This window comes from Pantoea sp. JV6, from assembly GCF_025910055.1.
GTDB lineage: Bacteria > Pseudomonadota > Gammaproteobacteria > Enterobacterales > Enterobacteriaceae > Pantoea > Pantoea agglomerans.
This window is the reverse complement of the sequence record NZ_JAPCIM010000012.1, coordinates 138,781-163,119: the sequence shown is the minus strand read 5'-3', so window position 1 is coordinate 163,119 and position 24,339 is coordinate 138,781. Positions and strand designations below refer to the sequence as shown.

Here is a 24,339-nt window from a genome sequence, read left to right as displayed (position 1 = left end):
TCCCGCCGTGCCTGCTGCTACGCTTCGCCTGCTGAATCTGCTTACGCTACTGGCCTGGCCACTGCTGGTCTGGCTGGCGCTGACCCAGCCGCGCTGGCAGGGGCTTTTCTGGCTGCTGGCACTGCTGTTTGGCCTGCGCTGGCTGCAGCTGCGTCGTCAGCAAAACGCCATGGGCGCGGTCATGGGCTGGCTGGCGCTGCTCGGTGCACTGCTCTGTGTCAGCAGCCAGCTATTACGCACTCAGCATCTGCTGCTGTGGTATCCGGTGGCGGTCAATCTGGCGATGCTGCTGGTGTTTGGCGCCTCACTCTGGAGTGCGATGCCGCTGGTGGAACGCATCGCCCGGCTGCGTGAGCCCGTGCTTCCCCCTGCGGCAGTGCGCTATACCCGCCGCGTCACCCAAATCTGGTGCCTGTTTTTTATCGGCAACGGCAGCATGGCGCTCTATACCTGTTTGCTGGGCGATCTGCGGCTCTGGACGCTGTGGAATGGCGGCATAAGTTATCTGTTAATCGCAGCGTTGATGAGTGCTGAATGGCTGGTACGTCAGCGCGTGAGGCGAAAAGCATGAGAGTGGCCGACTGGCTGACGGGAGACGATCGCGAGGTTGCCTGGCGCGGCGATCAACGTTTGATGCTCAGCGCGATGCATCGTCAGGTCGTGGCGCTCCGCCAGCGCTTGGCAGCACAACCGGGCAGCCACTGGGCGCTCTGTTTTGATGACAGTTACCGTTTTTGTGTGGCGCTGCTGGCATGCTGGTATGCCGGTAAAACGCCGGTGATGCCGGGTCACTGCCGCGCCGCGCTGCTGGATGAGAGGCAGGATCGGCTGGATGGCGTGCTGTGCGACATGCCGCTGGCGGTCAGCCTGCCGCTGCTGGCGTGGGACGACGCAGAAGCGCAGGGGCCGCTGCCGCCGCTGCCGGAGAGTGCAGAACTGGTGCTCTTCACCTCGGGATCCACCGGCGCACCGCGTCAGGTAGTGAAGTCGCTGGCGGTGATGGAGCAGGAGAGCCGCTGGCTCAGCAGCCTGTGGGGCGAACCGTTGCGGGGGTGCCGGGTCATCGCCTCGGTCAGCCATCAGCATCTCTACGGTTTATCGTTTCGACTTTTCCTGCCGATGATGCTCAGGCTGCCGTTTGCCGCCCAGCCGCTGTTTTACGGTGAACAACTGGCCCAGCTTCCGCGCGACGTTCGCTATGCCTTTATCAGCAGCCCGGCCTTTTTATCGCGGCTGGACAGCACGCTGAAAGCGCCCGCCTGTGAACTGATTGTCTCTGCCGGTGGCGCACTGCGCGACTCTGATGCGGAGCAGGTCTGGCAGCGATTTGGCTGTCAGGTCAGTGAAATCTACGGCAGCACCGAAACCGGCATTCTGGCCTGGCGTCAGTGCGTTCGGGCGGAGGTGCCGTGGCGCTGCTTCCCCCAAGTCAGGCTGGAACAGATGACCCCGGATCGCTGGCAGGTCTGGTCGCCGCTGATTACTGGTGACAGCGGGCTGCAGCTCGACGATCGACTGACTATGCAACCGGACGGCGGATTTCAGCTGGCAGGACGCCACGATCGCATCGTAAAAATCGGTGACAAGCGCATCTCATTAAGCGGGATAGAGCGCCGTCTGACCGACCTGCCGGAAATCGAGGATGCCGTAGCGCTGGTGGTCACGCGTCATGAGCGTCAGGCGATTGGCGTCGTGCTGGCGCTGAACAGCGCACTGGATGAGGCGGCTCTGCATCAGCGCAGGCAGCAGTGGAAACGCCAGCTGCAGCGCTGGCTGGAACCGCTGGCGATGCCGCGCTACTGGCGGATTGTGGCCACTATTCCGGTGACCACCCAAAGCAAACGCGCCTGGCCGCAAATAGAGGAACTTTTTCATGTTGCCGATTGAACGCAGCCGGGAGCTGCGGGCTGACAGCGTCACGCTGACCCTGCAGATAGATGCCGGACTCTTCTGGTTTCAGGGCCACTTTCCGCATCTGCCCATTCTGCCCGGTGTGGCTCAGCTCGACTGGGTAATGCACTACGGCGTATCACTGCTTGCGCCCGGTAAACAGTTTGCCGCCGTTGATAACATTAAATTTCAGCAGCCGGTATTACCCGACTCGCTATTGCAACTGCATCTGGACTGGGACGCTGAAAAATCCCGCCTGAGTTTCCGTTACAGCCTGCTGAAGAACGACGGCGAGCAGATCGCCAGCAGCGGGAAGATCGCGCTGTGTTAAGCGCCCCGTTTTCACCCTGCGTGGTGATCCCCTGCTACAACCACGGCGCGATGATGGCGTCAGTGCTGGCACGGCTGGCGCCCTTTAATCTGCCGGTAATCGTGGTGGATGATGGCAGCGATGCGGCCACTCAGCTTCAGCTGGCGACGCTGCACGCCCCGCAGCTCAGCCTGCTGCGACTCGACAGCAATCAGGGTAAAGGCGCGGCGGTGATCCACGGTCTGCGGGCTGCGGCGGCACGCGGCTTCACCCATGCGGTGCAGCTCGACGCGGACGGCCAGCATCAGGCGGAAGATCTGCCGCTGATGCTGGCGGAAGCGGAGCGTTATCCCGACGCGCTGATCTCCGGTCAGCCGCTCTATGACGACTCGATCCCCAAATCACGCCTTTACGGTCGCTACATCACCCACTTCTGGGTCTGGATTGAAACGCTGTCGCTGTCGATCCGCGACAGCATGTGCGGCTTCCGCGTCTATCCCCTGGCCGCGACGCTGGCGCTGTGCGATCGCCGGGCCATCGGTCAGCGCATGGATTTTGACACCGAGATCATGGTGCGGCTCTACTGGCAGGGAACCCGCAGTCGCTTTATCCCGACCCGCGTCACCTATCCGGCCAGCGGGCTGTCACACTTCGATGCGCTCTACGACAACCTGCGCATCTCCTGGATGCATACCCGGCTGTTTTTCGGCATGCTGCCGCGCATTCCTCGTCTGCTGGCGATGCGTAAACCGCCGACGCACTGGTCTGCGGAAACGGAGCGGCGCGGACAGTGGGGATTACGTTTTATGCTGGCGGTCTATCGCTACGGCGGGCGGCTCCCCTTTACGCTGCTACTCTGGCCGGTAGTGGCGGTCTACTGGCTGAGCGGTCAGCGTGCGCGACGCGCTTCCCGGCAGTGGCTGGCGCAGGTCACTACCGCCGCGCAGCAGCAGCAGATTGCGTTACCGCCACGGCTTAACAGCTACCGCCATTTCCTGCGGTTCGCCGGGGCAATGCTGGATAAAGTGGCCAGCTGGCGCGGCGATCTGCGCTGGGGACGTGATATCGATTTTGCGCCAGGCGCAGAAGCGGTGATCCGCACACCCACGCCGCAGGGCAAGCTGATTCTCGCTTCCCATCTTGGTGACATTGAAGCCTGTCGCGCGATGGCGCAGCAGGTCAGCGGACTGGTGATTAATGCGCTGGTGTTTACCGACAACGCCCGGCGTTTTCGGGCGGTGCTGGAAACCATCGCCCCGCAGGCGGGGGTGAATCTGATGCCGGTGAGCGATATCGGGCCGGAGACCGCTATCCTGCTGCAACAGAAGCTGGATGCGGGCGAATGGGTGGCGATTGTCGGGGATCGCACCGCGGTCAATCCGCAGCGCGGCGGCGAGCGGCGGGTGATCTGGAGCGACTTTCTGGGCCGCGCCGCGCCCTTTCCACAGGGGCCGTTTGTACTGGCGGCCGCGTTGCGCTGTCCGGTGCTGCTGATGTTCGCCCTGCAGCAACAGGGTAAACTGCGTATTCACTGTGAGCCCTTCGCCGATCCGCTGCTGCTGCCGCGTGCGCAACGTCAGCAGGCACTGCAACAGGCGGTCGATCGTTACGCAGCGCGGCTGGCCCATTACGCACTGCTGGCGCCGCTCGACTGGTTTAACTTTTTCGATTTCTGGACGCTGCCTGATCAACAGGCGCACCACAAGGAGTCTGACCATGACTGAACATCATGCTGAAGTCGTGCTGACCGTCTCATTCCACGACTGCGATCCTATGGGCGTGGTCTGGCACGGCAACTATTTCCGCTTTTTCGAAGTGGCGCGTGAAGCCCTGCTGCGCAGCATTAACTACAGCTATGGCGAGATGGCCGCCAGCGGCTACGTCTGGCCGGTGGTCGATACCCGGGTCAAATACCGCCAGCCACTGCGCTGCGAAGAGACGATCCGCGTCAGCGCCCGGATTACGGAATATGAGAACCGTCTGCGCATCGACTATGAAGTGCGAAATGCTGCCGGCCAGATCACCACCAAAGCGCATACTCTGCAGGTGGCGGTGGAGCAGGAGAGTCAGGCGTTGTGCTTTGTTTCACCCGATATTTTACTGGAACGTTTAGGAGTGAAAGGATGCTGAAAATTGTGCTTACCAGCCTGCTGCTGTGGGCCAGTGCCGCCAGCGCGGTCACGCTGGATCAGCTGCAGCAGCGTTTTGCCAGCCAGCCGGTGATTCGGGCAGACTTTATCCAGACGCGCACCATTTCCGGCATGCGTCAGCCGCTGGTCTCGCACGGGCAGATGCTGATCGCTCGCGAGCAGGGCTTATGGTGGCATCAGCAGACACCCTTTGTGATGACGCTGCTGCTGGATGATAAACGTATGGTGCAGAGCCTCAGCGGCCAGAAGCCTCAGGTGATCACCGCCGACAGTAACCCGCAGATGTTCCAGTTCAACCATCTCTTGCGGGCGCTGTTCCAGGCCGACCAGAAAGTGCTGAACGAGAACTTCAGCGTGGCCTTCAGCGATCGCGGCAACGGAGCCTGGACGCTGGAGCTGACGCCCAAAGCGGCGCCGCTCAACAAAATCTTCAACCGTATCTCGCTGGCGGGCAGCGCCTACCTGGACAGCATCAACCTGGATGATAAGCAGGGCGATAAAACGCAAATAGAGCTCAGCAACACCCGAATTGAACCGCCGCAGTTAAGCGACGAGGAGCAGGCGCGTTTTGCCGGGCCGTAACGATCGGCTGCTGGCCCTCCTGTGGCTGGCCCTCTGTCTGCTGCTGGCGGCTGCGCTCTCTTTTTTGCTGCCGCGCAGTCAGCTCAACAGCAGCGTGCTGGCGCTGCTGCCGCAGCAGAATCTGGGGGCGGCACCGCCTGCGCTGCAGCAGGGCTTTATGCAGCGGCTGGATCGCCAGCTGGTGTGGCTGGTTTCACCCGGTGAGCAGGACGATCCCCAGGTCGCCGCCTGGTGGCTGGCCCAGCTGCGCGCGCTGCCTGACCTGAAACAGGTGCAGGGTGATCTCGACGGGCAACAGCAGCAGCAGTGGGGCCGCTTTGCCTGGCAACACCGTAACGGCCTGATCGATGAGGTGACGCGCGACCGCTTGCAGAACGGCGGCGAGGCGCAGGCTGACTGGCTGCTGGCGCAGCTCTTTTCGGCCTTCTCTGGCGTCAGCAGCAAAGAGTTGCAGGGCGATCCCCTGATGCTGGTGCGGGGTTCGCAGCTGGCGCTGGCACAAAACGCCGGGCGCATGACGCTGCATGATGGCTGGCTGACAGTAAAAGATGCACAGGGTCAGCAGTGGTATTTTCTGCATGGCGAACTGGCGAACAACGCCTTCAGTATGCAGCAAAGTCATGCGCTGGTTACCCGACTTAGCGCGCAGGAGCAACAGCTTAAAAGCCGCTGGCCGCAGGCGAAACTGCTGACGCGTGGCACGGTGCTGTTCAGCGACAACGCCAGCCAGCGTGCGCAGCATGACGTTAAAACGCTGGGCAGTGTGACGCTGGGTGGCGTCGTCCTGCTGGTGCTGCTGGTCTTCCGCTCACTGCGCCCGCTGTTGCTGACGGTCACGTCTGTGGCCATCGGCGCGATGGCGGGCACGGTGATGACGCTGCTTTGCTTCGGTGAACTGCATCTGATGACGCTGGTGATGAGCCTGAGTATTGTCGGCATCTCTGCGGATTACACGCTCTATTATCTCACCGAGCGCATGGTGCACGGCGATCAGCAGACGCCGTGGCAGAGCCTGCGAAAAGTCCGCGGCACGCTGCTGCTGGCGCTGGCGACCACCGCCATCGCCTGGCTGCTGATGCTGCTGGCACCGTTCCCGGGGCTGCGGCAGCTGGCGGTGTTTGCCGCCAGCGGATTAACGGCTTCCTGTCTGACGGTGATTCTGATCTATCCGTGGCTGGTACGCGGATTACCGGTGCGTCCGGTGCCGCTGATGGTGCCTCTGGCGCGCTGGCTTGCCGCCTGGCGTCGCCAGCGCGGGCTGCGCGTCGGATTACCGATGGCGATGGCGATCTTCGCGCTGGCCGGTATCGCCCAGTTAAAGGTGGATGATGACATCGCCCATCTGCAAAGTGCGCCTGCGCATCTGCTGGAGCAGGATCGCCAGCTGGCAACCCTGACCGGACAGCGCGCCGATCAGACCTGGTTTGTGGTCTGGGGCGATGACGCGCAGCAGACGCTGCAGCGGCTGGAAAAACTGGCACCGGATCTGCAACAGGCGCAGCAGCAGGGCTGGCTGCAGCACTATCGTCTGCTGCCGCTGACGTCGCTGGCGCAGCAACAGCGGGATCTTCAGCTGTTGAAACAGGCAGCACCGAATATTACGGCCCGCCTGCAGCAGGCGGGTATCACGCTGCCGGCACCGGATCTGACCCCGATGCCGGTAACACCAGAGGCGTGGCTGGCGAGTCCGCTGAGTGAAGGCTGGCGACTGCTGTGGCTGACGCTGCCAGACGGGCGCAGCGGTGTTTTGATCCCCACCAGCGGCGTAAAAAACAGCGCTGCACTCGCGGAGCTGACCAAACAGCATCCGGGCGTCAGCTGGATTGACCGCAAATCAGGTTACGATTCGCTGTTCAGCTTCTGGCGCACCCTGCTGAGCGGGTTACTGGCGCTGGCGTTGCTGCTGATCACCCTGAGTTTTGTTATGCGACTGGGGTTAAAAGCGGGCTTACGCAGCGCGCTGCCGTCAGTGCTGTCGCTGGCGATGGCGCTGGCAACGCTGGGCTGGATCGGCGCGTCGCTGAACCTGTTTGCGCTGCTGGCACTGATTCTGGTGCTGGGCATTGGCATTAACTACACGCTCTTTTTCAGCAACCCGCAGGGTACGCCGCTGACCTCGTTGCTGGCGGTGTCGCTGGCGATGATTACCACCTTACTGACGCTGGGGATGCTGGTATTCAGCAGCACCAGCGCGATTGCCAGTTTTGGCACAGTGTTATGCAGCGGCATCTTCAGCGCTTTCCTGCTGTCGCCGCTGGCGATGCGACCCACCCGATCAAGGAGTAAACGATGATCCGCGCCGCTCTTATTCTGCTGACGGCTCTGCTGCTCAGCGCCTGTGCCGGACCTGCACCTGACAGCAGCCGTCCCACCGCCTGGCTGAAACCGGGCGTGAAGGTGACGCTGCCACCGCCGGGCATCCGTCCCGCCTTTCAGCAGCAGCAGTTGCTGACCGGACAGGTGAAAGGCCAGAGTCAGTCACTGCTGGTGCTGCTCAGCGCCGATGAACAGCAAATTGATCTGGCCGGACTCTCCTCGGTGGGTATTCGTCTGTTCAGCCTGCGCTACGATGCCAGCGGTATTCACACCCAGCAGCTGATGCCGCTGCCGCAGATGCCGCCTGCCAGTCAGGTGCTGGCGGATATTATGCTCAGTTACTGGCCACGGGAGCTGTGGCAAAAACAGCTGCCGCCAGGCTGGACGTTGCAGGATCAGGGGTTAAAGCGACGGCTGATCGATGCCGATAATAAGCTGGTTACCGAAATCGATTATCTGCAACGCGGTAATCAGCGCCAGCCCATCAGCATTCAGCAGCATGCGTTTGGCTATCAGATCCGCATTCAACATCTGGACGGCTCATGATTTACATCTCTGCCATCGGCATGCTGAATGCCCTGGGGAACAACACTCAGCAGATTGCGGCCAGCCTTACCAGGGGTGAGGCACCCGGCATGCAGCTGCGTTATGGCTGGCTGAGCGGCGACCGCGCCTGCTGGCTTGGCAGGGTTGAAGGCGATTTGCCATTGATTCCTGCTGCCCTGAGCGCGCACAACACCCGTAATAACCAGCTGCTGCTGGCCGCGCTGGCGCAAATCCGTCCGGCGCTCGACGCGGCGATTGCGCACTATGGTGCCAGCAGAGTGGCAGTTGTGCTGGGAACCAGCACCTCGGGTGTGGATGAGGGCGATCAGCAGATTGCCGGCAGTCAGTCCGGTTATCACTATCAGATGCAGGAGCTGGGCGATCCCTCCCGTTTCCTGGCTCACTATCTAAGCCTGGATGGCCCGGCCTATACCATTTCAACCGCCTGCTCCTCCAGCGCCCGCGCCATTATCAGTGGTGAGCGGCTGATCGCGGCAGGGCTGGTGGATGTGGCGCTGGTGGGCGGTGCGGACTCGCTGAGCCGGATGCCGATCAACGGATTCGACAGCCTGGAGTCGCTCTCTGAACGTCGCTGCGCTCCCTTCAGCCGCGATCGCGACGGCATCTCGATTGGCGAAGGGGCCGCACTGATGCTGCTGACGCGGGAACCGCAGCCGCTGGCGCTACTGGGAGCTGGCGAATCGTCTGACGCCTGGCACATGTCCGCTCCCCATCCGCAGGGCGAGGGCGCTGAACGGGCGATGCGTATGGCGCTGCAAAAGGCGAACCTGTTGCCAGAGCAGGTGGGTTATATCAATCTGCACGGCACCGCGACGCCGCTTAACGACCAGATGGAAGCTGCCGTGATTCAGCGTCTGTTTGGCAATGCAGTGCCGTGCAGCTCGACCAAACATCTGACCGGCCATACGCTCGGCGCGGCGGGAGTGTGTGAAGCCGCCCTCAGTGCGCTGATCCTGCAAAACGATCTGCCGCTGCCCGCGCAGGATTTCAGTGAGATGGCGCCGGATGAGACGCTGCCGGATTGCGGATTGTTATTACAGCCGCAGGCGCTGCAACGGCCTGTCATCGCTTCTAACTCCTTCGCCTTTGGCGGCAACAACACCTGTCTGATTCTGGGACGCCAACATGGTTATTAATTCTCCCGCGGCACGCTGGCTGCCGCACGCTGCGCCGATGCTGCTGCTTGATCAGCTGATCGCCGTGGATGATGAGCAGGTTCACTGTCAGGTGTCGACCTGCGCCGGTGGCGTACTGACACCGTTTCTGACGCCTCAGGGTGAACTGCCCGCCTGGTTTGGCGTCGAGATGATGGCGCAAACCGTGGGCGTCTGGTCGGGCTGGCATGCAAAGCAGGGCGGCGCCACCCTTATCCCGCTCGGCATGCTGTTGGGCGGACGCGGCTGGCGGGCAGAGCGATCCCTCTTTCCCGCCAGTGTTACGCTGGATATCAGAATGACGCTGCTGATGCGCGATGACCGCATGGGCAGCTTTGAGGGCGACATTCATTACGGCACCCAGCGGCTTGCCAGCGGTCGTCTGAATACGTATCAACCCAATGAAGCAGAATTACAGCAATTGATGTCACAAGGAAATCAGCCATGACAGATTCGGTATTAGTGACGGGCGCCAGTAAAGGGATTGGCCGCGCGATTGCGTTGCGTCTCGCCCAGGATGGCTATCAGGTTATCGTCCATTTCAACCGTGACCGCGCAGGCGCTGAGCAGTGCCTGCAGCAGATCGAAACCGCAGGCGGCAGCGGCCGTGTGCTGGGATTTGATGTGGCCGATCGGGCGGAAACCCGCGCTGCGCTGGAGGCGGATATTGAGCAACATGGCGCCTATTATGGTGTGGTGAGCAACGCCGGTATCACCCGCGATGCGGCGTTTCCTGCCCTGACGGATCAGGAGTGGGACAGCGTCATCCACACCAATCTCGACAGTTTTTACAATGTGATCCAGCCCTGCGTGATGCCGATGATCGGTCTGCGGCGCGGCGGCCGCATTATTACGCTTTCGTCGGTGTCGGGGATAATGGGTAATCGCGGTCAGGTGAACTACAGCGCGGCGAAAGCGGGCATTATTGGTGCCACTAAGGCGCTGGCGATTGAGCTGGCGAAACGCAAAATCACCGTTAACTGCATCGCGCCAGGCCTGATTGATACCGGTATGGAGGGGCTGGAACCTCAGGTGATTGAGGAAGCGATGAAGATCGTGCCGATGAAGCGCATGGGCGCGGCTGAAGAGGTCGCCGGACTGGCGAGCTATCTGATGTCCGATATTGCAGGCTACGTAACGCGTCAGGTCATTTCTATAAACGGAGGCATGCTGTGATCCAGCGGGTAGTCGTAACCGGCATGGGCGGCGTAACCGCCTTTGGTGAGTCCTGGGCTGAAGTTTCGGCACGGATCCGTGCGGGCCGCAATGCGGTGCGCTTTATGCCGGAGTGGCAGATCTACGACGGGCTGCATACGCTGCTCGGCGCACCGGTGGATGACTTTGTGCTGCCGGCGCACTACACCCGCAAGCGCATCCGCGCCATGGGCCGCGTTTCGCTGCTGGCAACGCGCGCGACCGAGCTGGCGCTGACCCAGGCGGGCCTGATTGACCATCCGGTGCTGACCAGCGGAGAAACGGGTATCGCCTACGGTTCTTCCACCGGCAGCACCGGGCCGGTCAGCGAGTTCGCCACCATGCTGACCGAAAAGCACACCAACAATATTACCGGCACCACCTATGTGCAGATGATGCCACACACCACGGCCGTCAATGCCGGGCTCTTTTTCGGCCTGCGCGGCCGGGTGATCCCGACCTCCAGCGCCTGTACCTCTGGCAGCCAGGCGATTGGCTATGCCTGGGAAGCGATTCGTCATGGGTATCAGACGGTGATGGTGGCTGGTGGCGCTGAAGAGCTCTGTCCGTCGGAAGCCGCGGTGTTTGACACCCTGTTTGCCACCAGCCAGCGTAATGACGCGCCGCACACCACGCCCGCACCCTTTGATCAGCAGCGCGATGGTCTGGTAATTGGCGAAGGGGCGGGCACGCTGATCCTTGAGTCGCTGGAACATGCCCTGGCACGCGGTGCAACGATCTACGCAGAGATCACCGGTTTTCATACCAACTGCGACGCCGCCCATATTACTCAGCCGCAGCGGGAAACCATGCAGATTTGCATTGAGCGGGCGTTGCAAAGCGCCGGTATCACGGCCGCAGACGTTGGTTATGTGAATGCGCACGGCACCGCCACAGAACGGGGTGATATGGCCGAAAGTCTGGCGACGGCGGCGGTGTTTGGCGAAACGACGCCGATCTCTTCGCTGAAGTCATATTTTGGCCATACGCTGGGTGCCTGTGGGGCGCTGGAAGCCTGGATGAGCATTGAGATGATGCGGGAAGGGTGGTTTGCGCAAACCCTGAACCTGACGCAACCGGCAGCAGATGGCGGCCAGCTGGATTACATCATGGGTGAGCCGCGTGAGATTGAAACCGACTATATCCAGAGCAACAACTTTGCCTTTGGTGGCATTAATACTTCACTGATCTTCAAACGCTGGCGCGGCGTCTGATCTCAGGCCCGTGCCGCGCTGGCACGGGCCAGTTTATTTTTCGGACGAAAGAACCGGACGATAATCAGCCTTTCATCTACACTGTCACTCACCGCATCACTCCCGGCGGCCCATGTTTTTCACAGGATAGTTATGTCTTTACCCTTGCCACCCGACGATCACGATGAGCCAATTCGCCAGTCACTTGACGATGCGCACTTTGCGATAGTGGTGCTTGCGGTGACCTCGGTAACGCTTATAATCTTTGTCCTGATGATTACGCTCTGGATGAGCTGACACGCACAGGGATTCAACGGATTGAATAAGGAGAAGGCGATGGACTCCGGAGATGACAAATTAATCGCAATTATCGGTTTGCTGGCGGCCTGCCTGATCGGGGTGACCTTCCTGTTTACCATGGTCTGGCTGACCGACGTACGTCATCCTGCCGATCCCTCTCTCGACGTTCGCTCCTGTTACCCTAAAAAGCCACCTTCTCAGCACGTCTGATTTCGTGTCGCAAACTTAATCTGCTGACTGCGCAATACCAGCGCCAGCGGCTCATGCAGATTACGGTTGCCATTGGGATCGGCTAATCCCAGCAGCGGGCCAGGGGAACGCCGGTCATCGGCCCAGGCCGGATACTCCACTACCGGATAGAGCGAAATCCCCTCCACCGCAATGCCCTGATCCAGCGCCACCGCCACATTTTCACTGATCTCCTGCAGCCAGGGGGCGCGCGATTCACCCTCAGCGCCGGTTTCGGCAATCAGCATCGGACGCTGGTAGCGCTGCCAGCACTGCGCCAGCAGAATATGCAGCGGCACACGCTCCGGATCCTCCAGCGACATCGGCTGGTCGGGGAAAAACCAGTGATTATCGGGATAGTAGTTCAGGCCGAGGATATCCAGGCAATCTTCACTGCCGCCTAGCTCCTTATCGACGCGACCGGCCAGCATGTCCCAGGCTTCGAACTGCGCCTGATGCTGCGCATCGGCATAGGGTTTGCTGTCCGGATTGTCGGGATGATGAGCGATCTGCACCAGCGGGTCAGTCAGTACAAAACGCGCCTCCGGATAGACCTCGCGAATGGCATGTATCGCCGCCAGCGAGGCGCGAACCAGCTGGCGCTTCAGCTCTTTACCACGCTGCGCCGCATGGGGATTAAACCAGGCCACATCCGCCCCGGCCCATGACCAGAATGAGATTTGATTAACCGGTGTAAAGAAGGGGCGTTCGATGCCCTGATCGCGCATCAGTTGTGCCATCGCGCGAGCGAAACGACTAAAATGGTCAACAAATTCGGCTTTCCAGATATTAAGATGATCGGGATAACCGAAATGAGCCAGCTCCCAGATGATCTCCATCTGCTGACGTCGCGCGGCGTCGACCATCGGCAGAAAGCTCTGCCAGTCATACTGGCCAGGGATCTTTTCGATCAGATGCCAGCGCGCACCGTCGCGGGCGGTGAGCAGATGCTGCTCAGCCAGGGCGGCATAATCTTTTTCCAGCAGCATATCGTGTCCGCTGCTGATCACCATATCCAGCCGTTTACCGGGCGTACGGCAGGCAGTGGAACAGGGGAAACTGCCCTGGAAAAAGCTGCGAAACAGGCTGGGATGATAGCGCTGGCGGGCATCTGTAAGGGATTGATGAGACATATTCCTCTCCTGCCGGGATAATGCCGGTCACAGATCGTCCGGTTAAGTCTAGACTAAAAACGCCCGTGACCCCTCACTAACTCAGAACAGAGGAATAGCATCAGAGGTCGGACCGGGGAATAATAAAAATAACTGCATTTTACAGGGAAATGTCATGACCGAAGCGTTTGAGCTCTCCCAGCCATTGGAACGGTCCAGCTGGCTGGAAACACAGCTGGAGCCAGAGTGTCTGCGCCATCCGGGGCTGAGCGGCGTCCATCAGCTGAGCGACGGGCTGGATGCCTTTGCTGCCCGCTATCTGCTGATGCAAAAAGCGGAGCGTTCACTCGATATCCAGTATTACATCTGGCAAAACGATCTCTCTGGCCGGTTGCTGTTCAGCGCCGTGCTGGAAGCTGCCCGACGCGGCGTGAAAGTGCGGCTGCTGCTGGATGACAACAATACGCCGGGCCTGGACGACACGCTGGCCCAGCTCAACCGCCATCCCAACATTGAGGTGCGGCTGTTTAATCCATTCTCGTTTCGCACCCTGCGCGCGCTGGGTTATCTCACCGACTTTGCCCGTCTGAACCGCCGCATGCACAACAAAAGCTTTACGGTGGATGGCGTCACGACCGTGGTCGGTGGGCGCAATATCGGCGACGAATATTTCGGCACTGGCAATGAACCGCTGTTTGCCGATCTCGACGTCATGGCAATAGGCCCGGTGGTTAAAGAAGTCGCAGAGGATTTTGAGCGCTACTGGCGCAGCAAGCCGGTCTCTCCGCTGCAGCAGGTGCTGGATGAAGAGGAGCCGGAAGAGGACAGTGTGAGTCTGCCAGCAGAGTGGCGTCACAGTGAACCGGTGCAGCGCTATCTTCAGCGGCTGGAAAATTCTTCGCTGCTACAGGAGCTGGAAGAGGGCACGCTGGCTCTGACCTGGGCAAAAGCGCGCCTGCTGAGCGATGATCCGCGTAAAGGGCTGGGCAAAGCGCGTGCCAGAAGCCTGCTGCCGCAGCGAATGCTGGAGGTGATAGGCACGCCGCAAAAGCAGTTCGACATCATCTCGGCCTATTTCGTGCCGACCCGCGCAGGGGTCGCTCAGCTGCTGTCGCTGAAGCGCAAAGGGGTAAAAATTGCCATTCTGACCAATTCGCTGGCGGCTAACGATGTGTCGATTGTCCATGCCGGCTACGCTAAGTGGCGCAAAAAACTGCTGCGTCATGGTATTGCGCTCTATGAGCTGAAACCGCAGGCGGGCGTGCCTGATGCCCCGCACGACCGGGGATTAACCGGTAACTCCGGCTCCAGCCTGCATGCCAAAACCTTCTCAGTGGATCAACAGACGCTGTTTATCGGCTCGTTTAACTTCGATCCCCGTTCAGCGGTGCTGAATACGGAAATGGGACTGGTGATTGAGAGTGCGGCGCTCGCCGGAGAGACGCATCAGCGTTTCAGCCAGTCAATGCGCGATCGGGCATGGACGCTGCGGCTGGATAAGTGGGGCAGGGTAAACTGGCTGGAGTATCCGGGTGAGCCGCAGCAGATTGTGCATAAACACGAGCCGGGCTGCTCCTGGTGGCAACGGCTGCAGGTGCGGTTAGTGTGGCGGTTGCCGATTGAGTGGCTGCTTTAAGCTGGACCTTGCCTGGGTACAGGCGCTGGCTCAGGAAGCATACGCCCTCCGCAAAGACGCAAAACCCGCCATCCCTGGCGGGCTCAGCGCGGGCGATTACGCACCTCATCCCTGAGGTGCGCCCGTTGCCGGGCCAACGCGTTGCGTTGTTCAAAAACGCTCCCGGCGTTTTTGTCCCTGGCCCGCTATGCTTTGCTACTGGCGTATGCGCCCATCGCTTTAAACTCTTAAGCTGTCTGTGAGACACATCATTTATAGCCTGACCTCACTTATGGCCCGAGGTCACTGATCGCCTGTCATTGTGCTTGTTTACGCTCAAATTTCCCCGAGAAAAGGAACCGCAGCAGCGGGATGCGCAGGTGAATCTCATACAGCAGAAACGCGATGCCAAACACCATCAGCAGGCCAACGAAGAAGCCCAGCGTGTTATTTTCAATCCGTGGCGTCACGTAAATGCCATACAGCAGCGTCAGCGGATGGTGCACCAGATAGATAAACAGTGACGCATTGACCAGATACATAATGCGCGGCGAATGTGAATTCAGCAGCTTATGACCAAAGCAGAAGCAGACGTTCAGCATGCAAATGCCCATCAGCGTCGAGATAATCGCATCCAGCTCATACAACCAGCCCTCACCGCTGCTCAGTCGCTGGTTGGCGCAATAGGCCGCAAACATCAGCAGCGCACCGACCCACATCATCAGATTGAAGCGGACAAACAGCTGCTTCAGCGGGGGATGTTTCCACGCCAGCGCTCCCAGCATAAAGAACGGTAGATAGAAGAGCGTCTGCATCACAATGATGCTAAACAAACCATCCATCAGCCACGCAGGCTGGAAAATAAACACCAGACGCCGGAACACACACCAGAGCAGCGCCCACGCAAGTACGCCCGCCGTCAGCGATCCCCAGCCAACCCGCGAATAATCAATGGTGCGATGCTGATCGCGCAGCCAGCGGAAGGTCACCATCCCCAGCGTGGTCAGCATCACCAGCACCACCAGGAACCACAGGTGTGAAATCAGCTCCCACATCAGGTTATTAAACTTCTGATAGGGCGTGAAACGGGGCCAGTCAGCCAGCTTATCCGTCCACTCTTTCAGCATAAAAAATTGCGGCAGCGTCAGCAGCGGAATGGCGGTCAGCATTGGGATACCTACCCGTTCCAGACGCACCTTCAGGAAGCGACGTGGCTGATAGCGCAGATAAAGCATGTAGGAGAAATAGCCCGAAATGACGAAAAACACCTGCATACGAAACGCATGAATAAAATCATTCAGCAGCGTCAGCCACAACGACGCTTCATGACTGTTTACTGCCCATTTCTGCGCGGAGTAGATGAGGGAAACGTGAAACGGCACCCCCAGTAACATCAGATAGGCGCGGATGGAGTCGAGGAAGTATTCACGTTCAGGTTTTACAGTACTCATAAAGTTCCAGTTCGTTAGTACGTTTAACCGGTTTCACCCTGAAACCGGATTATGCTCTGTGAAAATTCTACCTGGGATAAACCAGGTATACTATCAGTGGAATCCGTAGTGTCTAATTGTCCTAAAAGCAGGGTTAAGCCTGACGAAATGCGGGAACAATGTTGCGCATAAGCTGTCGGAAAACCGAATAATCCTTTAAGATAAACGGGTTTGATTTAAGCACACGAAAGGGGGGGATGTGCCGACTAAAGAAAAAAATAAAGCCGGACTGATGAAGGTACGCTGGATTGGTACTGCAGTTCTGCTGGCGTTGTACGCCAATAACAGTTGGGCGTTTAACATCGACGATGTTGCCAAACAAGCCAAAGCGTTGGCAGGGAAAAGCTTCGAAGCGCCTAAAAGCAATTTACCCTCTCAATTTCGTGAAATGAAATTTGCTGATTATCAGCAGATCCAGTTTAACCACGATAAAGCGTATTGGGGCAAACTGCGCACGCCGTTCAAGCTGGAGTTCTATCATCAGGGAATGTATTTCGATACCCCGGTGCAGATCAACGAAGTGACCGCCAGCGCGGTGCGCGAGATTAAATACAACCCCGATTATTTTAATTTCGGTAATGTAAAACATGACGCGGATGCGGTAAAAAACCTCGGTTTTGCCGGTTTCAAAGTGCTTTACCCACTCAACAACAAGGGTAAAAACGATGAGATCGCCAGCTTCCTGGGCGCAAGCTATTTCCGTGTCATCGGTGCCGGTCAGGTTTATGGCCTGTCGGCGCGTGGACTTGCCATCGATACGGCGCTGCCGTCCGGTGAAGAGTTCCCGCGCTTTAAAGAGTTCTGGATTCAGCGTCCTAAACCACAGGACAAACAGCTGGTGATCTACGCACTGCTCGATTCGCCGCGTGCGGCGGGTGCGTATCGCTTTGTGCTGCATCCGGGTGACGCTTCAACGGTTGATGTGCAGTCAAAAGTTTACCTGCGTGATAACGTCGGCAAACTGGGTGTTGCACCGCTGACCAGTATGTTCCTGTTTGGTCAGAACCAGCCATCGACGGTGAACAACTTCCGTCCGGCACTGCACGACTCTGACGGTCTCTCTATCCACAATGGCAACGGGGAGTGGATTTGGCGTCCGCTGAACAACCCGCGTCATCTGGCAGTGAGCACCTTCACCATCGAGAATCCGAAAGGGTTTGGTCTGCTGCAGCGTGGGCGTGACTTTAACAACTATCAGGATCTTGATGACCGCTATGATCTTCGTCCAAGCGGCTGGGTTGAGCCAATAGGCGACTGGGGTAAAGGCCGGGTTGAACTGGTTGAAATCCCGACGGCAGATGAAACCAACGACAACATCGTTGCGTTCTGGACGCCGGAGACGCTGCCAGAGCCTGGCAAAGAGATGAACTTCAAATATCGTCTGCACTTTTCGCGCGACGAAAACCAGCTGCACTCCGATGATACCGCTTGGGTCAAAAATACCCTGCGTTCAGCGGGTGACGTGAAGCAGTCTAATCTGGTGCGTCAGCCGGATGGCACCGTGGCTTTCACCATCGACTTCGTGGGTAAAGACATGAGCAAGATGGCGGAAAACAGTCAGGTGGCACCGCAGGTCAGCGTGGGTAAAAATGCTGATGTGGTTGAGCAGAGCGTACGTTATAACCCGGTCACCAAAGGCTGGCGTCTGGTGTTGCGTCTGCGTGTGAAAGATGCCAAGCAGTCCACCGAAATGCGTGCGGCCTTGGTTAGCGGCGACAAGACATTGACGGAAACCTGGAGCTATCAGTTACCTGCCAATGAATAAATCGACTTTTACACCTCAACGTTATGTGGAATCTCTGCCGCTGGATGCGGCAGGGAAGGCCCGCCTGAGCGTCTCATTGCAGAATGCCAGCGAGTTCCACTTCATCCATGATGTGCTGGGCAGGGATGTCGCAGCCAGTGACCGTCCCGACGATGCGCCGTTAAAATCGGTCTCATCGCGGGTTGAAATGGCCTGGCCCGATTCGCTGGCCGAAGGTCAGCAGTTGGGTAAAGATTACCTCGACCGCACCACGCTGAAGGCGATGCCGAAGGTCAAACGCTCACTGATGTTCCCGGAAGCCTGGCGTACCAACCCGGTCGCCCGTGCCTGGGACTCACTGCGTGGACACAAATCGGTGCCGCGTTATGCCAATGCGGAAGAGCGGCGTGCCGAGGAGAAGTGGCGTCATGTCGGTTCAATTCGCCGCTACATTCTGCTGATCCTGACCATTTTCCAGACCGTGGTCGCCACCTGGTACATGAAGAGTATTCTGCCGTATCAGGGCTGGACGCTTCTGGATCCGATGGAGATGATCAATCAGAACTGGCAGCAGTCAGTGATGCAGATCCTGCCTTATTTGTTGCAGACCGGCATCCTGTTCCTGTTCGCCATACTTTTCTGCTGGGTCTCTGCCGGTTTCTGGACGGCGTTGATGGGCTTCCTGCAGCTGCTGATTGGACGTGATAAATACAGTATCTCTTACTCAACGGTCGGAGATGAACCGCTTAACCCGGAACATCGTACCGCGCTGATTATGCCGATCTGTAATGAAGACGTTGAGCGTGTTTACGCCGGTCTGCGTGCGACCTGGGAGTCGGTGGTTCGTACCGGTAACGCTGAACACTTCGACGTCTACATCCTCAGCGACAGTTACGATGCGGATATCGCGATTGCCGAACAGAAAGCCTGGATGGAACTGGTGCGGGATGTTGGCGGGGCAGGCAAGATTTTCTATCGCCGTCGTCGTCGTCGCGTGAAGCGTAAAAGCGGAAACATCGATGACTTCTGCCGTCGCTGGGGCAGCAACTACAGCTACATGGTGGTGCTGGATGCCGATAGCGTCATGAGCGGAGAGTGTCTCACCGGTCTGGTACGCATGATGGATGCCAACCCGAATGCCGGGATCATCCAGTCGTCGCCGAAAGCATCGGGTATGGATACGCTTTATGCGCGCTGTCAGCAGTTTGCGACCCGCGTCTACGGTCCGTTATTTACCGCCGGTCTGCACTTCTGGCAGCTGGGCGAGTCTCACTACTGGGGTCACAACGCCATTATCCGCGTGAAACCCTTTATTGAGCACTGTGCCCTGGCACCGTTACCGGGAGAAGGCTCCTTTGCGGGTTCAATCATGTCGCATGACTTCGTAGAAGCTGCGCTGATGCGTCGTGCCGGTTGGGGCGTCTGGATTGCCTATGACCTGCCGGGATCCTATGAAGAACTGCCACCGAACCTGCTGGATGAGCTGAAACGTGACCGCCGCTGGTGTCACGGCAACCTGATGAACTTCCGCCTGTTCCTGGTGAAAGGGATGCACCCGGTTCACCGTGCAGTGTTCCTGACGGGTGTGATGTCCTACCTCTCGGCTCCGCTGTGGTTTATGTTCCTGGCGCTCTCCACTGCCCTGCAGGTAGTGCATACGCTGATGGAACCGACCTACTTCCTGCAACCGCGGCAGCTCTTCCCGGTCTGGCCGCAGTGGCGTCCGGAACTGGCAATAGCGCTGTTCTCAACCACCATGGTGCTGCTGTTCCTGCCGAAAATGCTGAGTGTCGTGTTGATCTGGTTTAAAGGATCGAAGGCCTACGGCGGACCTCTGCGGCTGCTGGCTTCACTGGTGCTGGAAACGCTGTTCTCGGTGCTGCTGGCACCAGTGCGTATGCTGTTCCATACGGTGTTTGTGGTCAGCGCCTTCCTCGGCTGGGAAGTGGTGTGGAACTCACCGCAGCGTGATGACGATGCAACACCGTGGAGCGAGGCGTTTAAACGTCACGGTTCGCAGATGGCATTGGGTCTGGTGTGGGCGATTGGTATGGGACTGCTGGATCTTAACTTCCTGTGGTGGCTGGCACCGATCGTGTTCTCACTGATTCTGTCGCCGTTTGTCTCGGTCATGTCGAGCCGCGCAACGCTGGGCATTAAGAGCAAGAAAGCGAAGCTGTTCCTGATCCCGGAAGAGTACTCGCCGCCGCAGGAGCTGGTGGATACCGATCGCTATGTGGTGCTGAACCGTGAGCGCGCGCTGGAAAATGGCTTTATGCATGCCTTATTCCATCCTGCTTTCAACGCGCTGGCAACGGCACTGGCCACATCGCGCCACAAGCAGAGTCAGTTACTGGACTATGCGCGTGACCGTCGGGTTGATCAGGCGCTGAGCGATGCGCCGGATAAACTGGGCCGCGAACAGCGTCTGCAGTTGATCAGCGATCCGGTGGTGCTGGCCCGTGTTCATACCCGACTGTGGGAAGATGCGGACAAGTATCATCAGTGGGTTGAGAGTTATCAAAAACTCACGCTCAACCCCAACGCGCTGGCAAACAACGCGTAATCTGAAAAAGCGGCAGCGATGCCGCTTTTTTTATCGGATTAAAACAGCGATTGGCTGATAAATTTATTGCTGGCAGTCACCGCGAGCAGCGCGTGACGATCTCAATGGCTGTTTCTTCATGGCGGATATGAGTGGTGAAAGGGTGCTTAAAGGCGGGTGTTATCGTCGTGGCTGTACTCTGCTTAAGCGGATGCGGCAGTATTATCAGCCGTACCATTCCCGGGCAGGGGCACGGTAATCAGTACTATCCCGGCGTACAGTGGGATGTTCGCGACAGCGGATGGCGGGTCCTGACGATCCTCGACCTGCCGCTGTCGCTGGTGGTTGATACCCTGTTGCTACCGGTGGATGCCAGCCACGGTCCTTACGAGTAACTGCGATCGGAATCGCTGTTATCATCTTCCCACTCTTGCGCGGCGGCTTCACCCTCTTCGGTGTCCAGCGGCGGCTCCAACTGGAACTCGCCGTCATCCCACTCGTGCAGGGTATTTTCTGCTAACCACTCCTGACGTAGTTCAACTTCGTCAAAATCTGCATCAAAAATGGCCTGTGCCGCTTCACCGCTACGGTAAGGCAGACATTCGCCTGCTTCACCTTCTTCCGCCATGAACTCAGCCTGCCACATGATATCGCCATCCTGCATCACATACTTTTGCAGACCAAACTGACTGATCGATGCATCCCCTTCCTCGAGCTCCGGGTGGTTAGCGAGGAACTCTTCACGTGCAGCATCGATGGCTTCCTCTAAGGTACTGTACATGCTCATCGCTCTTCTCCTTCACGGGTCTTTGACTATGGATTTATTTGATTTCAGTGAAGGATAGACGAAATCTGAAGGAGGGAAAGGTCAGGCCGGTGCAACTGGCGGGAAATAAGCCATTTCCCGCCAGTCAGGGTCAGATCATCTTTTGCGGAAAATGCAGAACCGGTTGAACGGACTCATGAATCACGGGGGCTGAGTAGCGGATACAACATTTTATACATGGCTTAACTTTCTTAAAATTAATTCTGGCGATGGAGAGGGCCTGACTCAAATTATATAACGTGCCGATAAATATGACCTCTTCTTTATCAGGCATACGCTTGCACCCTTTACGATGAAGAAAGTGATAATTTTCCTGATCGGTACCGATTGTAACGTAATAGTAGAGACCTTTGTTCATATTAACTGTCCCATTAGAGGTTTGCTGTGTTGTATTTTTTATAATTCTGGCCAGAGCCGTTAAAGGCCTGACTGTTACAAACGAAACTACCGATAAGCATTAATGAGTTCAAATTCCATAATGGTCTATCGGGGTGTTAAAAAAATGTAAAATGGAATATAAGCTAAATCATCAAGGCAATCGCTTGTAAAATAAGTTAATTTTTATCGATTCATAAGCGGTGAGACACCGTTAAGACCGGCTAAATAGGATTAGGCCTGGCGTGCAGAATAATCAGCGCCATAACAGATTTAATAGCACTCGCTGCAATATTAATTAATAAATAGCGAAACAGGCTGAATGCCGCCTGCCGTCCTGTTAATTGATTAGCTTTTTTAACTTTAAAAAGAGAGAAATTATATTATGAATATAGGTGTTTATTAATTACTGGACCTGCGGTTTCGCTTACAGGCTGAGTCAGCCATGAGTGATTTATTTAAGAGGGGAGTAAAACGCGCTAAATGCCTGACAGACATTTAGCGCGAACAGATTAATAACGGGAGGGTTCGCCCTCGGGGCGCGTTTTAAAGCGGCGGTGGAGCCACATATATTGTTCAGGTGCCAGCAGCACACCCTCTTCAACAACCTGATTCATTCTGGTTGCGGTTGCGACATCACTTTCCAGCGTAAATTCGCCGCTGATGTCAGGCAGTATCATCAGTTCATAGCCGCGACCCCCAGGCAGACGACGCGGCACAAAAGGGATGACAGCCGGTTTACCGGTGCGGATCAGCAGATGAGTACCCACCGTTGTTGCCGCTTTTTCTACGCCAAAGAAGGGGACAAAGACGCTGCTGCGCGGGCCATAATCGTGGTCGGGCGCATACCAGATAATGTCACCCTGTTTCAGTGCGCGGATCATTCCTTTGAGATCTTTACGATCGAGCATGCTTTTATTTGACCGCATCCGACCTTTGACCTGAAGCCAGTCGATCAGTTTGTTGTCATTCGGGCGATAGACGCCAATGCCAGGGTTATGGATACCAAACATGCGTGCACCAATCTCCAGCGTCAGAAAGTGCATGCCGATAAGCAGCACGCCGCGCTGGCTATCGCGCGCCTGCTGAATATGCTCCAGCCCCGAAGGCGTATGCCATTTATTGATGCGCCAGTCAGGCCAGAACCACGCCATACCGGTCTCAATTAATCCCATGCCGACCGATTCGAAATTGTGTTTAACCATCGCTTCGCGTTCATTTACCGGCATATCCGGAAAACTTAATTCCAGATTACGCCGGGAAATACTGACGCGGTGTTTCATAAAACGCATCCCAATGCGGCCAATATTACAGCCGAGAACATAAAGCAGGGGATAAGGAAGTAGCACCAAAAGATAAAGAGAAGCGACACCCAGCCAGGTCAGCCAATAGCGCGGGTGAAGCAGTTCTCGTGAAAACTGAGGCAACTGAGTCATGTGAAGGTTAATTTTCCTGCGTCGCGCACCGTGCGGTGCTGATATCTCGTTGATTTACACCATTGTGCCAGTTTTTGACGTGCGCTTAAATATCACTATCGGAACGTGCCATCAATGAACAAAGGTTAATAGTCCAATGTTGCTGCAAAAAACGGCAACAGGCGATCAATCTGGTCACTGGCCTTTGCATCCCGGTGAAATCAGGTATCATGTGCGCGCTAAATTTCTTCTATTGATAACAGGACGAACACCATGCCAGTGTTACATAACCTCGTTTCCAATAAAGAGCTGAAGGCGCGCATGCTGGCTGAAACCGAGCCGCGCACCACTGTCTCTTTTTATAAATATTTCCAGATTGCCGATCCCAAAGCATTCCGTGACGCGCTCTATCTTGGCCTGACAGCTCTTAAGGTCTTTGGTCGCGTCTACGTGGCCCACGAAGGCATCAATGCGCAGATCAGCGTGCCAGCCAGCCAGTATGAAAAGATGAAAGAATGGCTATATGGCTTTGATCCGGCGCTGAACAACCTGCGGATGAATATTGCGCTGGATGATGATGGTAAATCGTTCTGGGTGCTGCGTCTGAAAGTGCGCGACCGCATTGTCGCGGACGGTATCGAAGACGACAGTTTTGATGCCAGCGATGTGGGTCAGTATCTTAAAGCGGCGGACGTTAACGCCATGCTGGACGATCCTGACGCCCTGTTCGTGGATATGCGTAACCACTACGAATATGAAGTGGGTCGCTTTGATAATGCGCTGGAAGTGCCTGCTGACACCTTCCGCGATCAGCTGCCGATGGCGGTTGAGATGCTGCAGGATCAGAAAGACAAAAAGATCGTGATGTACTGCACCGGCGGGATCCGCTGTGAAAAGGCCAGCGCCTGGATGCGCCACAACGGCTTTGAGGATGTCTATCACATTGAGGGCGGTATCATCGAGTATGCCCGACGCGCCCGTGAGCAGGGATTACCGGTACGTTTCAAAGGCAAAAACTTTGTTTTTGATGAGCGGATGGGTGAGCGGATCTCTGACGATGTGTTGTCGAACTGTCATCAGTGCGGCGAACCCTGTGATACCCACGTTAATTGTGTCAATGACGGTTGTCATCTGCTGTTTATTCAGTGCAAAAGCTGCGCGGAGAAGTTTGAGAACTGCTGTAGCCCGATCTGCCAGGAAGAGGCGAAGCTCTCACCGGAAGAGCAGCGCGCGCGTCGGGCAGGACGTGAAAATGGCAACAAAATCTTTAACAAGTCGCGTGGCCTGTTAAACATGACCATTCCCTCGCCGCTGAAGAAATAAGCGTGGCCGC

General features: G+C 57.5%; 24 protein-coding genes. 19 read left to right on the top strand and 5 right to left on the bottom strand.

Annotated features, from left to right (window positions below; genetic code table 11):
- The first annotated feature begins 7 nt into the window (after nt 1–7).
- The 14 genes from OK412_RS11025 to OK412_RS10960 all read left to right on the top strand — a co-directional run bounded on the left by OK412_RS11025 (nt 8) and on the right by OK412_RS10960 (nt 11,866).
- Nucleotides 8–571, top strand: coding sequence for a hypothetical protein (locus OK412_RS11025; RefSeq protein WP_022625894.1), 564 nt, complete (start codon nt 8–10; stop codon nt 569–571).
- Entirely contained in the window at nt 568–1,887 is a 1,320-nt protein-coding gene (locus tag OK412_RS11020) for an AMP-binding protein (RefSeq protein WP_319633956.1), read from the top strand. The genes OK412_RS11025 and OK412_RS11020 overlap by 4 nt, the downstream gene beginning before the upstream one ends.
- Nucleotides 1,874–2,221, top strand: coding sequence for a 3-hydroxyacyl-ACP dehydratase FabZ family protein (locus OK412_RS11015; protein ID WP_033786574.1), 348 nt, complete (start codon nt 1,874–1,876; stop codon nt 2,219–2,221). Before OK412_RS11020 ends, OK412_RS11015 begins: the two co-directional genes overlap by 14 nt.
- Complete coding sequence (locus OK412_RS11010; protein ID WP_033786573.1) at nt 2,215–3,924, top strand: glycosyltransferase family 2 protein; 1,710 nt, start codon at nt 2,215–2,217, stop codon at nt 3,922–3,924. Before OK412_RS11015 ends, OK412_RS11010 begins: the two co-directional genes overlap by 7 nt.
- Nucleotides 3,917–4,330, top strand: coding sequence for an acyl-CoA thioesterase (locus tag OK412_RS11005; protein ID WP_010246444.1), 414 nt, complete (start codon nt 3,917–3,919; stop codon nt 4,328–4,330). The genes OK412_RS11010 and OK412_RS11005 overlap by 8 nt, the downstream gene beginning before the upstream one ends.
- Complete coding sequence (locus OK412_RS11000) at nt 4,324–4,932, top strand: LolA family protein (RefSeq protein ID WP_010246442.1); 609 nt, start codon at nt 4,324–4,326, stop codon at nt 4,930–4,932. The genes OK412_RS11005 and OK412_RS11000 overlap by 7 nt, the downstream gene beginning before the upstream one ends.
- Nucleotides 4,919–7,225 carry an MMPL family transporter gene (locus OK412_RS10995; protein WP_264353172.1) on the top strand — a complete coding sequence of 769 codons (2,307 nt, stop codon included), beginning with the start codon at nt 4,919–4,921 and terminating at the stop codon, nt 7,223–7,225. The genes OK412_RS11000 and OK412_RS10995 overlap by 14 nt, the downstream gene beginning before the upstream one ends.
- Nucleotides 7,222–7,794, top strand: coding sequence for a DUF3261 domain-containing protein (locus OK412_RS10990; RefSeq protein WP_022625891.1), 573 nt, complete (start codon nt 7,222–7,224; stop codon nt 7,792–7,794). Before OK412_RS10995 ends, OK412_RS10990 begins: the two co-directional genes overlap by 4 nt.
- On the top strand, nt 7,791–8,951 hold the full coding sequence (locus tag OK412_RS10985; protein WP_264353171.1) for a beta-ketoacyl-[acyl-carrier-protein] synthase family protein: 1,161 nt from the start codon (nt 7,791–7,793) through the stop codon (nt 8,949–8,951). The genes OK412_RS10990 and OK412_RS10985 overlap by 4 nt, the downstream gene beginning before the upstream one ends.
- The gene (locus tag OK412_RS10980; protein ID WP_264353170.1) at nt 8,941–9,417 is read left to right on the top strand and encodes a 3-hydroxy-fatty acyl-ACP dehydratase; all 477 of its coding nucleotides are present in this window, start codon (nt 8,941–8,943) and stop codon (nt 9,415–9,417) included. The genes OK412_RS10985 and OK412_RS10980 overlap by 11 nt, the downstream gene beginning before the upstream one ends.
- On the top strand, nt 9,414–10,145 hold the full coding sequence (locus OK412_RS10975) for a 3-ketoacyl-ACP reductase FabG2 (RefSeq protein ID WP_132498781.1): 732 nt from the start codon (nt 9,414–9,416) through the stop codon (nt 10,143–10,145). Before OK412_RS10980 ends, OK412_RS10975 begins: the two co-directional genes overlap by 4 nt.
- Nucleotides 10,142–11,377: a beta-ketoacyl-ACP synthase gene (locus OK412_RS10970; RefSeq protein WP_197742437.1), complete on the top strand. Its 1,236-nt coding sequence runs from the start codon at nt 10,142–10,144 to the stop codon at nt 11,375–11,377. The genes OK412_RS10975 and OK412_RS10970 overlap by 4 nt, the downstream gene beginning before the upstream one ends.
- Before the next feature lie 132 nt (nt 11,378–11,509).
- A complete protein-coding gene (locus tag OK412_RS10965) occupies nt 11,510–11,653 on the top strand; it encodes a hypothetical protein (RefSeq protein ID WP_010246429.1) in 144 nt (47 codons plus the stop codon).
- A 39-nt stretch (nt 11,654–11,692) separates the two neighbouring features.
- A complete protein-coding gene (locus OK412_RS10960) occupies nt 11,693–11,866 on the top strand; it encodes a hypothetical protein (RefSeq protein ID WP_010246427.1) in 174 nt (57 codons plus the stop codon).
- Here the strand turns inward: OK412_RS10960 and OK412_RS10955 are convergent.
- Complete coding sequence (locus OK412_RS10955; RefSeq protein ID WP_187491696.1) at nt 11,854–13,017, bottom strand: beta-glucosidase; 1,164 nt, start codon at nt 13,015–13,017, stop codon at nt 11,854–11,856. The two genes, OK412_RS10960 and OK412_RS10955, sit on opposite strands and share 13 nt — an antisense overlap.
- A 154-nt stretch (nt 13,018–13,171) precedes the next feature.
- Here OK412_RS10955 and OK412_RS10950 point away from each other — a divergent pair, with 154 nt between their 5' ends.
- Entirely contained in the window at nt 13,172–14,632 is a 1,461-nt protein-coding gene (locus tag OK412_RS10950; RefSeq protein WP_010669827.1) for a phospholipase D family protein, read from the top strand.
- A 296-nt stretch (nt 14,633–14,928) separates the two neighbouring features.
- On the opposite strand, the gene mdoC is transcribed toward OK412_RS10950, so the two are convergent.
- Entirely contained in the window at nt 14,929–16,062 is a 1,134-nt protein-coding gene (gene mdoC / locus OK412_RS10945; protein WP_033779434.1) for a glucans biosynthesis protein MdoC, read from the bottom strand.
- Nucleotides 16,063–16,330: 268 nt separating this feature from the next.
- On the opposite strand from mdoC, the gene OK412_RS10940 reads away from it, so the two are divergent.
- The 3 genes from OK412_RS10940 (at nt 16,331) to OK412_RS10930 (ending at nt 20,785) form a co-directional block, all read left to right on the top strand.
- Complete coding sequence (locus OK412_RS10940) at nt 16,331–17,866, top strand: glucan biosynthesis protein G (RefSeq protein ID WP_170933489.1); 1,536 nt, start codon at nt 16,331–16,333, stop codon at nt 17,864–17,866.
- Entirely contained in the window at nt 17,859–20,411 is a 2,553-nt protein-coding gene (gene mdoH / locus OK412_RS10935; protein WP_033766916.1) for a glucans biosynthesis glucosyltransferase MdoH, read from the top strand. The genes OK412_RS10940 and mdoH overlap by 8 nt, the downstream gene beginning before the upstream one ends.
- Nucleotides 20,412–20,545: 134 nt before the next feature.
- A complete protein-coding gene (locus OK412_RS10930; RefSeq protein WP_033779799.1) occupies nt 20,546–20,785 on the top strand; it encodes a YceK/YidQ family lipoprotein in 240 nt (79 codons plus the stop codon).
- Here the strand turns inward: OK412_RS10930 and OK412_RS10925 are convergent.
- From OK412_RS10925 to OK412_RS10915, 3 genes are all read right to left on the bottom strand, one after another.
- Nucleotides 20,776–21,177 (bottom strand): MysB family protein, encoded by a 402-nt coding sequence (locus OK412_RS10925; protein ID WP_010246413.1) that lies wholly within the window; start codon nt 21,175–21,177, stop codon nt 20,776–20,778. The genes OK412_RS10930 and OK412_RS10925 overlap by 10 nt on opposite strands.
- A 130-nt stretch (nt 21,178–21,307) precedes the next feature.
- Complete coding sequence (locus tag OK412_RS10920; protein ID WP_010669830.1) at nt 21,308–21,574, bottom strand: hypothetical protein; 267 nt, start codon at nt 21,572–21,574, stop codon at nt 21,308–21,310.
- A gap of 529 nt (nt 21,575–22,103) precedes the next feature.
- Nucleotides 22,104–23,027, bottom strand: a complete 924-nt coding sequence (locus OK412_RS10915; RefSeq protein WP_010246409.1) for a Kdo(2)-lipid IV(A) acyltransferase — start codon at nt 23,025–23,027, stop codon at nt 22,104–22,106.
- 252 nt (nt 23,028–23,279) lie between these two features.
- Here OK412_RS10915 and OK412_RS10910 point away from each other — a divergent pair, with 252 nt between their 5' ends.
- On the top strand, nt 23,280–24,329 hold the full coding sequence (locus OK412_RS10910) for a rhodanese-related sulfurtransferase (RefSeq protein ID WP_010246407.1): 1,050 nt from the start codon (nt 23,280–23,282) through the stop codon (nt 24,327–24,329).
- Nucleotides 24,330–24,339 lie beyond the last annotated feature (10 nt).

What these genes read in the sequence shown, in the direction of transcription:
- OK412_RS11005 (WP_010246444.1), top strand. Translation starts at nt 3,917, where the DNA reads ATGACTGAACATCATGCTGAAGTCGTGCTGACCGTCTCATTCCACGAC.
- OK412_RS11000 (WP_010246442.1), top strand. Translation starts at nt 4,324, where the DNA reads ATGCTGAAAATTGTGCTTACCAGCCTGCTGCTGTGGGCCAGTGCCGCC.
- OK412_RS10925 (WP_010246413.1), bottom strand. Translation starts at nt 21,177, where the DNA reads ATGAGCATGTACAGTACCTTAGAGGAAGCCATCGATGCTGCACGTGAA.
- OK412_RS10950 (WP_010669827.1), top strand. Translation starts at nt 13,172, where the DNA reads ATGACCGAAGCGTTTGAGCTCTCCCAGCCATTGGAACGGTCCAGCTGG.
- mdoH (WP_033766916.1), top strand. Translation starts at nt 17,859, where the DNA reads ATGAATAAATCGACTTTTACACCTCAACGTTATGTGGAATCTCTGCCG.
- OK412_RS10975 (WP_132498781.1), top strand. Translation starts at nt 9,414, where the DNA reads ATGACAGATTCGGTATTAGTGACGGGCGCCAGTAAAGGGATTGGCCGC.
- OK412_RS10985 (WP_264353171.1), top strand. Translation starts at nt 7,791, where the DNA reads ATGATTTACATCTCTGCCATCGGCATGCTGAATGCCCTGGGGAACAAC.
- OK412_RS10980 (WP_264353170.1), top strand. Translation starts at nt 8,941, where the DNA reads ATGGTTATTAATTCTCCCGCGGCACGCTGGCTGCCGCACGCTGCGCCG.
- OK412_RS10960 (WP_010246427.1), top strand. Translation starts at nt 11,693, where the DNA reads ATGGACTCCGGAGATGACAAATTAATCGCAATTATCGGTTTGCTGGCG.
- OK412_RS10955 (WP_187491696.1), bottom strand. Translation starts at nt 13,017, where the DNA reads ATGTCTCATCAATCCCTTACAGATGCCCGCCAGCGCTATCATCCCAGC.
- OK412_RS10910 (WP_010246407.1), top strand. Translation starts at nt 23,280, where the DNA reads ATGCCAGTGTTACATAACCTCGTTTCCAATAAAGAGCTGAAGGCGCGC.
- OK412_RS10915 (WP_010246409.1), bottom strand. Translation starts at nt 23,027, where the DNA reads ATGACTCAGTTGCCTCAGTTTTCACGAGAACTGCTTCACCCGCGCTAT.
- OK412_RS10990 (WP_022625891.1), top strand. Translation starts at nt 7,222, where the DNA reads ATGATCCGCGCCGCTCTTATTCTGCTGACGGCTCTGCTGCTCAGCGCC.
- OK412_RS11020 (WP_319633956.1), top strand. Translation starts at nt 568, where the DNA reads ATGAGAGTGGCCGACTGGCTGACGGGAGACGATCGCGAGGTTGCCTGG.
- mdoC (WP_033779434.1), bottom strand. Translation starts at nt 16,062, where the DNA reads ATGAGTACTGTAAAACCTGAACGTGAATACTTCCTCGACTCCATCCGC.
- OK412_RS10920 (WP_010669830.1), bottom strand. Translation starts at nt 21,574, where the DNA reads ATGAACAAAGGTCTCTACTATTACGTTACAATCGGTACCGATCAGGAA.
- OK412_RS11015 (WP_033786574.1), top strand. Translation starts at nt 1,874, where the DNA reads ATGTTGCCGATTGAACGCAGCCGGGAGCTGCGGGCTGACAGCGTCACG.
- OK412_RS10965 (WP_010246429.1), top strand. Translation starts at nt 11,510, where the DNA reads ATGTCTTTACCCTTGCCACCCGACGATCACGATGAGCCAATTCGCCAG.